This is a genomic window from Leptolyngbya sp. FACHB-8 (assembly GCF_014695575.1).
Taxonomy (GTDB): Bacteria; Cyanobacteriota; Cyanobacteriia; order Elainellales; family Elainellaceae; genus Vacuolonema.
In genome coordinates, this window is record NZ_JACJOO010000086.1 from 1 (window position 1) to 11,618 (window position 11,618).

The window sequence follows — 11,618 nt, forward strand, 5'->3', positions numbered from 1 at the left end:
AAGCCAAGAGTATCTTTCGCTATGGTTTCGACCACCTGCGTCAAATCCTACTGAATCTGGAGTTATTCATCGATGAGTTTTTCCACGTCCTTCAATTTTTGTCCTGTACCTAGACGTTAACCACATCCCGGTAATGATTGGGGGAGTCGGGAAACCAGCACTGCGCGAGTTTTATTCCAAATACCTCATTCCACAGATGCCGCCAGACATGGAGTTGACCCCCATCTCGCGCACGATCGGAACGGATCAACTCGTCGATGAAATGGTGGCTAAGTTCACTCATACTGTTTGGATGGAATGGATATTACCCGGCGTCGCTCCAACCGGGAAACGGGTGGAAGTGCCAGTAGTAGCGATCGTCCAGTTCCGTGACGGCAAAATAGCCCACGAACACATTTACTGGGATCAGGCAAGTGTATTGGTTCAAGTCGGCTTGCTCGATCCGGGTACACTTCCCGTCGTGGGCGTTGACAGTGCGCGTAAGGCGATCGATCCCAACTTACCTTCAAACACACTAATCGATCGCGACTAAGTGTAGAAGCCAGCAAATATCAATGCCTAAACCCGCCATTTTGCAACCAGGATCGCAACTCGCCTGACCCAGCCACGTTCTATACCCGTGGTGAAAAAGGCTGTCTGGATTATCCAGCCCTAGCAAAAGTTTAGAAACTTAGAAAACGAAACAACTCACATGAAAGTTTTGATTGTTCTTGCACACCCAGAGCCGAAAAGCTTTAACGGAGCAATGTTTCAGACAGCAATTGACACGTTCAAAGACTCTGGGCATGATGTTCAATATTCAGATCTCCATACCATGGAATTTGACCCTGCATCCGATCGCCGCAACTTTACGTCTGTCAAAGATCCTGACTACTTTAAGCAGCAACTTGAAGAGGTGTATGCAATTGAAGTTGGAGGATTCATTCCAGAAATTGAAGCTGAGATCCAAAAACTGGAATGGTGCGATCTGATGATTTGGCAATTCCCTTTGTGGTGGTTCAGTGTCCCTGCAATTTTGAAGGGGTGGGTCGATCGCGTCTTTGTTATGGGGCGTGTTTACAGTAATGGACATATTTATGAAACAGGCAGATTTCGAGGTAAGCAAGCAATGCTCTCGTTGACCACAGGTAGCACAGAAGAGGACTATCTTGCAGGCGGTTTTAACGGTGATATCCATGCTATTCTGCGCCCAGTTCAGCGAGGGATGCTGCAATTCGTTGGTTTTGACGTTCTTGCTCCGCAGATTGTTTATGCCCCCGTTCGCCAAACAGATGCAGTTCGTCAACGTATCTTGAATGATTTTTCGCAACGATTGCGAACCATTGAACGTGAGTTGCCGATCGCCGTAGGTCAGTATTGATCGGCATGGAACTGGCGGGACTGGATTTATGGGGCACACAGCCAGGATCGTACTCATCCTGGTTGTAGGAGGCGCTTCTTATTGCTGGCTCCTACACGTATTGCTCATTGAGTTTTTGACAAAGTGACACAGCCATTCACAACAAGAGGTAACTATCATGATGCTGAAAGACAAGGTTACTTTGGTGACTGGCGGAACATCGGGCATTGGTAGAGCTACAGCGATCGCTTATGCTCAACAACAAGCAAAGGTGGCGGTGGTAGGTCGTCGAATGGATGAAGGTGAAGAAACGGTTCGATTGATCAAGGAAGCTGACGGAGAGGCGATTTTTGTGCAAGCAGATGTCACGAAAGAAGCCGATATTCAAGCAATGGTTGATAAAGCGGTTGGCGTTTTTGGTCGGTTAGATATTGCCTTTAATAATGCAGGAGCTGTCGGCGAAAACCCCTCACTGATTGAGCAACCAGAAGCGGAATACGATCGCATGATGAACGTCAATGTTAAAGGTGTTTGGTTGTCGATGAAACATGAAATTGCTCAGATGTTGAAATAGGGAAGTGGTTCAATCGTCAATACGGCATCTGCGAATGGAGTCATTGCACTTCCTGGCGTACCCCTCTACACTGCGAGTAAGCACGCGGTAATCGGTTTAACAAAAGCTGCTGCGCTCCAATACGCCAAAGCGGGTATTCGCATCAATGTCGTTGCACCAGCAGCAATCGAAACAGATATGTTTGAAGCAGCTACAGGTGGGCAAGATGAAGCCAAAGCTTACATAACAGGACTTCACCCGATCGGACGGGTTGGAACACCGCTTGAAGTTGCAAATGCAGTCCTGTTTTTATCATCTGACATGGCATCGTTCATAACAGGTGAAACGTTGATGGTAGATGGTGGGTTTATAGCGCAGTAGTCGATCGGCAGTGCGAAACGTTGCGACCCAGTAGCGATCGACACCGATATGTTCTCACACCAACACTGAAGGCGAATCAGGCGTTATGCAGCGAGAAGGGCTGTGTTTGAGTTCTTAAGAAGGAAGTTTGCTATGAAGATTCTCATTGTTCTCACGTCTCATGACCAACTTGGCGATACCGGAAAGAAAACTGGTTTCTGGCTGGAAGAGTTTGCTGCTCCCTATTACGTGCTGAAGGATGCGGGAGCAGCGATCACGGTGGTCTCACCGAAGGGCGGTCTGCCGCCGCTCGATCCGAAAAGCGATCTACCCGAATTCCAGACCGAATTAACGGAGCGCTTCCGCACAGACACCGCTGCACAGACTGAACTTGCCAACACGAAAAAGCTAGCCGACGTGTCCGCAGACGACTTCGACGCAGTTTTTTACCCCGGCGGACATGGTCCGATGTGGGACATGCCCGACAACGCGACATCCATCGCACTGATCGAAGCCTTCGTGAAGTCCGATAAGCCAGTCGGTGCAGTGTGTCACGCGCCAGTCGCGTTGGTCAATATGCGCGGAAAGGACGGCGAGTATCTAATCAAAGGCAAGCGCGTAACCGGGTTCACAAATGAAGAAGAAGAAGCGGTGGACTTGACCGCGGTCGTGCCTTTCTTATTGGAAGACCGGCTAAAGGAACGGGGTAGCATCTACAGTAAAACCGCCAACTGGGTCCCCTATGTCCAAGTGGACGGGAGGCTCGTGACCGGACAGAATCCGGCCTCTTCGGAACCCGCAGCGGAAGAGTTGCTGAAGTTGCTTCGCTCTGTTTGATCTGTGCGGTAGTAGGCTTAACAAAAGCTGCTGCGCTCCAATATGCCAAAGCAGGTATTCGTATCAATGTCGTTGCACCAGCAGTAATCGAAACAGATATAAGAGACTGTCTATCCCGTTGGGGAACAGAAAAAGATGATGAACCAAAACAAAGAGATGTACGAGTGCATCATTGTCGGTGGCGGTTCCGCTGGACTCAGTGCGGCACTGGTTTTAGGCAGAAGTCGCCGTCGCGTGTTAGTCTGCGACCAAGGGAATCCGCGTAACGCTCCCGCACACGAGTCGCACAGCTTTTTCACCCGCGATGGCATCAGTCCGCATGAACTTTTGAGCATCGGGCGCGACCAACTCAAACCTTATAAAAGCGTTGAATTTCAAGCGATCGGGGTCAAGGAAATCAACCCATCCGGCAATCAATTTGAAGTTGTGTTTGAGGATGGCACGATTAAAAAAACGCGCAAAATTTTGCTGGCTTTCGGGGTAATGGATGAATTTCCAGCTCTCGAAAACTTTGGTGATTTCTGGGGCAAAAGCGTGTTTCATTGTCCCTATTGCCATGCCTGGGAAGTACGCGACGAGCCGCTTGCCATTATTGGGAATGGCGAAATGGGCATCGAAATGGTGGCATTGCTGAGAAATTGGAGTGCTGATTTAGTCCTCTGCACCAACGGCAAAGCCGATCTAACCGCTGATCAAAGGACACTGTTGGAAAAGCACAAAATCCTTGTTCGTGAAGAGAAAATCATCCGACTCGAAGGCGATAACGGACAATTAGAGAACATCGTTTTTGAGACAAACGAGAAAATTGCGCGTCGCGGAATACTGATCCGACCAAAGCAAACACTCCGTTCAAACCTAGCTGAAAAGTTGGGCTGTGAGTTGAATGAATTCAATTTAATCAAGACGACCAATGTTTTTAACGAAACTAGCGTCAAAGGCGTTTATGCGGCAGGTGACATCACTTCACCCATGCAAGTGATCGCCGCTGCTGTTTTTCAGGGTAGCATTGCTGCTGGCGGCTTAAATCACTCTCTGATTATGGAAGATTTCGTCTAAATCAACGTAATTCAATCTTCATCAGAACAAGCATCGTGGCTGGTCTAGTTTCATAGACCAAGAGAGTAGGGAAAGTCATGTGTGTTAATTACATATCAAGTCTACAGAGCGATCTAATGATGCAGTCTTTGTAGTGGTGGGTTGGTAGCGCAGTAGTCGCTTGGCAGTGCGAGATGACAACACTTGCAGACAAAGTTGCACTGGTATAGCTGTAGCCAATTAGATTAGGACACAGACTATAAGTCAAGATAGTCGCCGTAAAACAACCATCATTAATCACGTAACTAAAAAGGAGTTTGATCGTGCAGAACATCACACTTGACACTATCACTGAAGCCGTCATTGATCATGGCGATCGCGGCAAATCTCACCCGCGACTCTATGAAATTTACACGAGCTTGGTTCGACATTTGCATGACTTTGTGCGTGAGGTAAAGCTGACTGAAACAGAATTGCAGCAGGGACGTAATTTTCTCAACCAGGCAAGTCATCACACTCAAGAGATTCCCACTGGAGAGATCCATCTGTTAACGGATCTACTAGGGATTTCAGAATTGGTAGAATTGCTGCACGATGCTCATCGCGGTACAGAAAGCAATTTAGAAGGACCTTTGTATGTGCCGAATGCACCAGAACGGCAGATGGGCGATCGCCTGGGTATTGATGCAGAAGGAGACTCACTTTTCCTGTCAGGCAGGGTTTTAAATTTGAACGGTCAACCGATCGCCAATGCTCTGATTGATGTTTGGCAACCCAACTCCAAAGGATTATATGACATCCAAGATCCATCTCAGCCGTTGGGGAATTTTCGCGGACGTTTCAAAACGAACAAGAGTGGAAAGTATATGTTTGAAACCGTAGTGCCATTAGGTTACAAAGTGCCATCCAGTGGTCCATCTGGCGAATTGCTGCGACTCTTGGGACGGCATCCCTGGCGGGCGGCTCACATCCACTTTAAACTCAGTGCTCCGGAGTATACTTCGCTGACAACACAAATTTTTATTGCTGGCGATCCTCACCTGGATTCAGATACAACCTTTGCAGTTCAATCGGCGATCGTTCAATTGCAAAAGCACGAAGCACTAGACGAACTCAAGGCACATAATCAAAGTAAACCGTTTTACACGACTGAGTTTGATTTTGTGTTGAAACCCGCTACTCTCTAGCGGAGAATCATCAAGCAATGGTTGCACATTATGTCTACACCATCAATCCAGAACAATCTGCTAATTGGCATTTGGAAGTTAATTTCTGCAGTCGCCATTTACGCTGATGGAACGGTGACTCCAGACGTGTATGGAACTCATCCGGTTGGCTACATCACTTACACATCAGATGGTCACATGATGGTGATGTTTTCTAGGAGTGATCGCCCATCGTTGAGTCAGGAAGTGCGATCGCCGTTGAGCCCAGAGATGCAATCTCTACCGGCTGAAGAACTTGCTCAAGCATTCACAACATTCAATGCTTATGCAGGAACTTATACCTTGAGTGGCAACACTGTAACTCATCACATTGAAATTGCATCCATTCCGAATCGAGTGAGTACAACGTTGGTTCGCACCTTTACTCTAAACGAAAACCAGGTAACACTGAGAACTTCGCCAGTCCTAAGCAATGGTGTGGAGATAGTGTTCGAGTTGGTGTGGGAACGCATTTGATTACGTCTTAAACCCAGATTTAAACACATGAAAGCTGCCTCTTACTTGTAGATGAGATTAGTAAACTTCAGCGCTTTAAATCAGATAAACAAAGAATGAGAACAACACAACACCTGTTTTTCAGACTTCTACAACATGAATATTTCTGGTATCAAACACTTGCAGGAGATCTAAATGTTTATCGACTACATTACGCCCATGCTCATGAATCTGGTAGCTGGGCTTGTTTTGCTAGCAACCTATGTGTACTTTGGTCTTGATGAATCCAATCAGAAACGCTGGGTTCCAGGCTTTGGTATGGTTGGCGCGCGCTGCTTCGCAGATACCGCAAGGGTCGCGTTAGTCACTGGCTTACATATGACGTTTACCTGGCCTGTGATTGGTAGTTTCAATATTGCCTATGGTGAAACAAGTGTCCTGTTTGGCATTCTATTTATTGGAACTTCTCTAGCTCGGGCAACGGGTTGGGATCTGCCCACCCTAAGTATTTATGGATTTTTTACAGGTCTAGTATCACTTCTCATTGGCATTCGCTTCATCAACTTAGGGTTAACACCAATGTCTTTGGGTTCTGTTGATGAAGCGGTTTCATTTGCGCGTGGTACAACGGCATGACAAGCCGCTTGCACACCGACTGTATCGAGTCTTTTCATTGGCTTAGTGAGGTGGTTTGCGGCAGGTGAAGCGGGTGCGTTAGCCTGCTAGATTTTTCTCAAGGATTGTGTATGAAAGGTTGCCTAGAGTGCCAATCTGGGCATACTTTAGTTCTGGATTAGTCAAGCAGTCAAAAGTACAGGCTGACTTATGGGCATAGATTTAGAAGGTTCACCGCTTTATAAAGCCGTCATTCAAAGAAAAATTGATGGTGTTCGTTCCAGCTTGGCTAATAAAGTTTTTAGTTGGGACTTTGCTGATAATGACGAAGATGACTACATCTTTAGACGAACATTGAAAGAAGCGATTGAGTTTGACCAACAAGATACCTTAGAAGTTATGCTTCAGGCTCATTTCGGAGATACTGAGTATGGTGATGGCAACTCAAAACCCTATTATATTACTGAAGCTTTAGAAACTGCGGCATGGCTTGGAAAGCAAAACATTGTAGCCTGGTTGCTTGAAACAGAGAAGGCTAATATTCACAACATATCTAATGCTTTAGCTTATGGTACTTGGAGTAAAAATCTCCAAATCCTGCAACTGTTAATCGATGCTGGAGCCAACCCAAACTACGAAACTGAGTGGGGCATACCATTGATCGCTGCTGCTCGAACTGGAGATTTAAGAGTTGTGCAATTTTTGATAGAAGCAAGTGCAGATCCAAACATGGAAATTGAGACCGATGGCTTTAGTAGTCCGCTCGTGGCTGCGGCTTATGAAGGGTATGAAAAGGTTTGCGAGTACTTGTTACCCTTAACGGTGGATGAGGAGGCGATCGAGTTTGTACGAAAGGAACTGCCAAGGAGAGCCACAGGCAGAAAACGAAGAGAACTTTAATGTAGCAGCGCAGGCTACCAGTCAGTGCAGCGGACTGCTGTTTTATGCTCGTGGTGTGGCAAAGAATACTAGCAGCCGCTGACCTTGGTCGTTCGACTGCTTCGTTTAGTTGGTCGGTTAGGGCGTAGTTTGAAGATTGTTTGGTGAGAGGTGATCACCAGCAATTCTGTTCAAGATCGTTCAATCTCGATTCAGAGATGCTGATGAGGCAAAATAGGAACGTCGTTGCTGCAATGGAAAAGATGCAGAATGCCCAGAACCAGGATTGGCAACATTGAGATGTACTATGAGGTTCACGGCAGTGGTGAGCCTATAGTTTTGATTCACGGATTGAGCATGGATTGCAGCACATGGTTCAATCAAGTTTCTGTTTTTTCTCAGAACTATCAAGTAGTCGTGTTCGATAATCGCGGTGTTGGGCAAACTGATGCTCCCAATGAGGACTACTCAACGGAAATGATGGCGGATGATGCTGTCGCTTTGTTGAAGTTTTTGAATGTGGATAACGCTCATATTTTGGGCTTTTCAATGGGTGGCATGATTGCCCAGAGGATTGCGCTGAAATATCCAGAGATAGTGAAAAGTCTGCTACTCAACACAACTGCCGCCCAATTTCCCGCCAAAGCAAAACATTTAGTTCAGACCTGGTTGAGGATGCTTAACGAAAATGTATCTTTAGAAACCCGTATACGAGAAGGCTTTTTGTGGGGTTACACAAACAGATTTTTTGAAGATGACGAAAGGGTGACGGCTTTAGTCAATCGTGCGATCGCTCATCCTCATCCGCTATCCACTCACGGTTTTGCCGGACAAGTTGCTGCGCTTATGGAGCATGACACGCGATCGCAAATCAGCCAAATCTCAGTTCCGACCCTGGTGTTGATTGGTGGAGATGATATTTTCATTCCTATAGAATTTTCAGAGGAACTTGCTGCCAAGATTCCAAAAGCTGAGTTGGTAGTCTTAGAACGTGGCGGGCATAATTGCTGGATGGAATTTCCTGAGCCATTCAATCGAGCTGTGATGCGGTTTTTAGAAGGGGTGGCATCGAAGTGAGGAGTGAAAGGGATATAATCAGTAGATCGCAAATTCTCCAAGAAAGGGGTAGGGTCAGGCTAAGAGTATCAAAATCAAGCCATGACGACCTACCCATCCTCATTATCACCTGCTCCTGTTTTGGCTGATGAAGCCACCCTTGAGGCTACCCTCGATTGTTTGTTGGAGCATATTCCGCTGGAAATGGAAGGGGGATATACCTGCCAAGACCTGTTCGAGATCCTGCTCCGAACCGCGAGTCGCAACAGTAGCATTCAGCATACGGCTCAACGACTCCAAGGAGTACCCAGTGGTAACGGCATTCGCTATCACCTCGATAAGTCAGACGACATGACGAGGGTGGAGCACGATCTCAATAAAGCGCTCCAAAGCCGCATTCCCCCAAGGTGTGCCAGGGTAAACATCGTATTGCCATTGACCTGCACCTGATTCCGTACCACGGCAGCGCCAGTGAAGCCGAAGCCCCCTATATCTATCGTTCTCAAGCCCAAGTTGGAACCACTTCCTTCTTCGCCTACGCCTTGGTTCAAAGCTCTCAATATTCCCTTCCTGATGCCAGCAGTGATCCGAGGGAAATCGGGGGGCACTCGGCAACTGTTAGTTGGACATAAACGTTATGCGACCCACTACACCCTCACCAGTCCGACCTATGGTTCAATTTGCTGTCACATGCGGGTTGTCTGCAATTATCACAAGGGTTTCAAGGGGAAGCATGGCATCCACTACACCCTCTATGTCGTTCATCGAGTCACAGTCGCACTCAATCAACTGCATCAGCATTACAAAGACCGTTTCGGAATTGAGACCCGTTACAGAATCAAAAACCAGTGTCGCATCCGAACCACGAGCAAAAATCCGATGACCCGGTTGTTGTTTGTTGCTCCAAAACAATGCTGGAATTCCTTTCTCAGGCAGTTGAGCGAAATTTCCCAGTCATCACAGCCATTTATTTACCTGCTCCGCTATGAATTTGCGACCTACTGATACTCAATCTAACTTATCTACAACTGTAATACTAGTTGCATTTGGATGCCAACTTAAGTTGGAGCCGGATTACCATTATGAGATGCATTTAGCAATCAATCAATTTGTTGTATGAAAAGTCCAACTACGAGTGGGCGACAATCCAAAGCTGATTTTCTATATTAAATTCATGCAAACAAAGAATTGCAACTGAGTTACAAGATCTAGTTTGCTTCACATCAGTTGTTCAATCCCCAATTGAATAAAGCGTTGATTTATAGATTCTTGAATCTGTTCATCGTCTAAAATTTGGGAAAACAACATTTTCTCAGAAACCTTGTCAGCCATTCAATACTGAAATAATTCTCGGCGTAATCTAGGCTACGCGTAAGCTTCAGCGCTTTCAAATGGCAGAAATTACTGACATCCAGAAAAGCCAGGAGCATATTTTGAAAAGCTAGAATTACCGTCGTTGAACAGTTTCATAACTTGAATAAAGCCGAGGCTAGAGAATGTCCGAAAAGTGTATTAGCTTAAACGTTGCAAAATCAAATTGATTGTAGGAGAAAAATAACAATGGCTAGAATGCAAGTCTGGGATGATGCAAACTTTGGTGGAAATTCCATAGTTCTTGAAACAAGTATCGCAAATCTTGCGGAATTATCGAACGGTCTGATGAATGACAAAATTTCATCATTCAAGGTTGAAAATGGTGAATGGGTGCTTTGGTCAGATGCAAACTTTTCAGGCATCGGATTAATAGTAGGACCGGGTGAGTATCAATTTATTGGAGATTTAGACTCACGGTTTAATGATATTGTGTCTTCGATTCAAGTTAGATTTCAATAGTGGTACGTTGTAGCACATAACGCTTTGCGATTGGATCGATCGTAGTGTTTTTAGGGAGGTTCACAGGGCGAGCCTCCCTAAAAAATATTTGTGATTCTTGGCTACCGCCTGCATCGGTATTGCCGCAAAGTTCCGTTAGTACGCCCTAATCGCCGTGTTTTGTCCTTACTAATGTAATGTTCGATTTCAGGAAGCAGGACTCGTTCGTATTTACCCTAATCATCCGTATTGAGCTGCTTGCAGGTGGTCTTTCCTTCTAGATTTATGACTAATCGCTCAATGAATGCATCCGTATGTTTACCCACACAGGCAGCAAGGATCAAGCCACTAGAGCAGGCAAGACTCAAGCCAAGCTAACAATCTTCATCTTCAGTTCTCCAGTTTCTCATTGCTTCTGTTTTCTAAAACGAATAGCCGCATTTCATTGACACTGACTTCTTCGGTTTCGTCTCCTTTAACCTCCCCGTTGTGTACCAATTGTGCTTTTCAACTGGCAGTGCGAACAATGTTGAGAACGTTGTTGTAAGCCAGTTTGGTCGTGCGGCTAATCCCACGCAGACTCCTGCCCTCACTATGCGCTTACAGCACTTAGCAGATTTGTTCAGAATTGATATGGTGACGGTAGTAAAGACTATCAAAAGATTCAGAAAAGATTTGATGGCAAGTAGGACAAAGATAGCGCTGATGCCATTAGAACCTTGCCGTATTTATGGGCTTTGCTATGGCCACACAGCGGGCATTTCATCGCTGATTTCTGGGTAATGAGCTTCTCTACTCCATCAGTTCCACATTAGATTGGCGTACTACCCAATGTCATTTAATCTGTCGCTGTACAATTAGTCTAATAAGCAATCAATGGGCATTAACGCCGGTTGCGATCGCGCTCCAAATCATAAATGACCTTCTCTAGCACCCAGTTTGATGAGCGATTCGGATGCGTTTTTTGGGTATAGGAAATGAGCCGATTAGCTGTATTGCGATCATCATGTAGTAGTCGCAGTAGTTTCCTTTGTAAATGCGGGTTTGTTTGTTCAGTCTGCTGTAAGCTGGTAGAGCCGTTGCTGATCTTTGGTAGGTAGTTTCCTCGCTTTGCACTATAGGCAATAACGGTAGCACCGCCCCCTACAATCAGAAAGGCTACAATTACTTGGCTCGAATTCATCGAGCGATTTGCTGTATCGCTGTCTATCGCCTGAGCAGGACAAATGGTTGTTTCAGAGACAATCCCGAATGTCGCAATCAACGCCAAAGCAAGATGTAAAAGTTTCAGCATTGACAAGTAAAATCCTCCTTTGAGTTAACCGATAATTTGGGTTGCGATCGCTTGCGCTCGATTGGGTAGAAAAGTGAGATTATCTCAGCCCAGCAAAAAAGAGGTCTAATGGGGGTTGAAATCAAACAGTCCCCAAAAAGATGAATATCACCCGACCTCCTCTCAGTAGCCTAGCCT

Annotated in this window: 12 protein-coding genes and 3 pseudogenes; 14 read left to right on the forward strand and 1 reads right to left on the reverse strand. The window is 46.0% G+C overall.

Annotated elements, in window-relative coordinates:
- The first annotated feature begins 133 nt into the window (after positions 1–133).
- The 14 genes and pseudogenes from H6F91_RS24800 (at position 134) to H6F91_RS24860 (ending at position 10,168) form a co-directional block, all read left to right on the forward strand.
- Positions 134–532 (forward strand): ester cyclase, encoded by a 399-nt coding sequence (locus H6F91_RS24800; RefSeq protein ID WP_242035967.1) that lies wholly within the window; start codon positions 134–136, stop codon positions 530–532.
- Between the two features lie 159 nt (positions 533–691).
- Positions 692–1,360, forward strand: coding sequence for an NAD(P)H-dependent oxidoreductase (locus tag H6F91_RS24805; RefSeq protein ID WP_190769891.1), 669 nt, complete (start codon positions 692–694; stop codon positions 1,358–1,360).
- A gap of 157 nt (positions 1,361–1,517) precedes the next feature.
- Positions 1,518–2,273, forward strand: a pseudogene (locus tag H6F91_RS24810) (SDR family oxidoreductase).
- 132 nt (positions 2,274–2,405) lie between these two features.
- The gene (locus tag H6F91_RS24815; protein ID WP_190789528.1) at positions 2,406–3,089 is read left to right on the forward strand and encodes a type 1 glutamine amidotransferase domain-containing protein; all 684 of its coding nucleotides are present in this window, start codon (positions 2,406–2,408) and stop codon (positions 3,087–3,089) included.
- A 5-nt stretch (positions 3,090–3,094) separates the two neighbouring features.
- A pseudogene (locus H6F91_RS28400) lies at positions 3,095–3,187 on the forward strand (SDR family oxidoreductase); the annotation flags it as partial.
- 37 nt (positions 3,188–3,224) lie between these two features.
- Entirely contained in the window at positions 3,225–4,145 is a 921-nt protein-coding gene (locus H6F91_RS28065) for an NAD(P)/FAD-dependent oxidoreductase (protein ID WP_190769889.1), read from the forward strand.
- Between the two features lie 302 nt (positions 4,146–4,447).
- Positions 4,448–5,311, forward strand: a complete 864-nt coding sequence (locus H6F91_RS24830; protein ID WP_190769888.1) for a dioxygenase — start codon at positions 4,448–4,450, stop codon at positions 5,309–5,311.
- Between the two features lie 30 nt (positions 5,312–5,341).
- Entirely contained in the window at positions 5,342–5,806 is a 465-nt protein-coding gene (locus H6F91_RS24835) for a lipocalin-like domain-containing protein (RefSeq protein ID WP_190769887.1), read from the forward strand.
- A 174-nt stretch (positions 5,807–5,980) separates the two neighbouring features.
- Positions 5,981–6,361: pseudogene (locus H6F91_RS24840) on the forward strand (DUF981 family protein); the annotation flags it as partial.
- 249 nt (positions 6,362–6,610) lie between these two features.
- Positions 6,611–7,300 (forward strand): ankyrin repeat domain-containing protein, encoded by a 690-nt coding sequence (locus H6F91_RS24845; protein ID WP_190769885.1) that lies wholly within the window; start codon positions 6,611–6,613, stop codon positions 7,298–7,300.
- A 279-nt stretch (positions 7,301–7,579) separates the two neighbouring features.
- On the forward strand, positions 7,580–8,356 hold the full coding sequence (locus tag H6F91_RS24850) for an alpha/beta hydrolase (RefSeq protein ID WP_190789529.1): 777 nt from the start codon (positions 7,580–7,582) through the stop codon (positions 8,354–8,356).
- Positions 8,357–8,437: 81 nt separating this feature from the next.
- Positions 8,438–8,785, forward strand: a complete 348-nt coding sequence (locus tag H6F91_RS28070) for a hypothetical protein (protein WP_242035969.1) — start codon at positions 8,438–8,440, stop codon at positions 8,783–8,785.
- Positions 8,786–8,908: 123 nt separating this feature from the next.
- Positions 8,909–9,340 (forward strand): hypothetical protein, encoded by a 432-nt coding sequence (locus H6F91_RS28075; protein ID WP_242035970.1) that lies wholly within the window; start codon positions 8,909–8,911, stop codon positions 9,338–9,340.
- Positions 9,341–9,895: 555 nt separating this feature from the next.
- Positions 9,896–10,168: a beta/gamma crystallin-related protein gene (locus tag H6F91_RS24860; RefSeq protein ID WP_190769883.1), complete on the forward strand. Its 273-nt coding sequence runs from the start codon at positions 9,896–9,898 to the stop codon at positions 10,166–10,168.
- A gap of 862 nt (positions 10,169–11,030) precedes the next feature.
- Here H6F91_RS24860 and H6F91_RS24865 read toward each other — a convergent pair.
- Positions 11,031–11,441 (reverse strand): hypothetical protein, encoded by a 411-nt coding sequence (locus tag H6F91_RS24865; RefSeq protein WP_190769882.1) that lies wholly within the window; start codon positions 11,439–11,441, stop codon positions 11,031–11,033.
- Positions 11,442–11,618 lie beyond the last annotated feature (177 nt).

Bases quoted from the DNA above. Each gene is read 5' to 3' on its own strand.
- H6F91_RS24800 (WP_242035967.1), top strand. From the start codon at position 134: ATGATTGGGGGAGTCGGGAAACCAGCACTGCGCGAGTTTTATTCCAAA.
- H6F91_RS24805 (WP_190769891.1), top strand. From the start codon at position 692: ATGAAAGTTTTGATTGTTCTTGCACACCCAGAGCCGAAAAGCTTTAAC.
- H6F91_RS24815 (WP_190789528.1), top strand. From the start codon at position 2,406: ATGAAGATTCTCATTGTTCTCACGTCTCATGACCAACTTGGCGATACC.
- H6F91_RS28065 (WP_190769889.1), top strand. From the start codon at position 3,225: ATGATGAACCAAAACAAAGAGATGTACGAGTGCATCATTGTCGGTGGC.
- H6F91_RS24835 (WP_190769887.1), top strand. From the start codon at position 5,342: ATGTCTACACCATCAATCCAGAACAATCTGCTAATTGGCATTTGGAAG.
- H6F91_RS24845 (WP_190769885.1), top strand. From the start codon at position 6,611: ATGGGCATAGATTTAGAAGGTTCACCGCTTTATAAAGCCGTCATTCAA.
- H6F91_RS24850 (WP_190789529.1), top strand. From the start codon at position 7,580: ATGTACTATGAGGTTCACGGCAGTGGTGAGCCTATAGTTTTGATTCAC.
- H6F91_RS28070 (WP_242035969.1), top strand. From the start codon at position 8,438: ATGACGACCTACCCATCCTCATTATCACCTGCTCCTGTTTTGGCTGAT.
- H6F91_RS28075 (WP_242035970.1), top strand. From the start codon at position 8,909: ATGCCAGCAGTGATCCGAGGGAAATCGGGGGGCACTCGGCAACTGTTA.
- H6F91_RS24860 (WP_190769883.1), top strand. From the start codon at position 9,896: ATGGCTAGAATGCAAGTCTGGGATGATGCAAACTTTGGTGGAAATTCC.
- H6F91_RS24865 (WP_190769882.1), bottom strand. From the start codon at position 11,441: ATGCTGAAACTTTTACATCTTGCTTTGGCGTTGATTGCGACATTCGGG.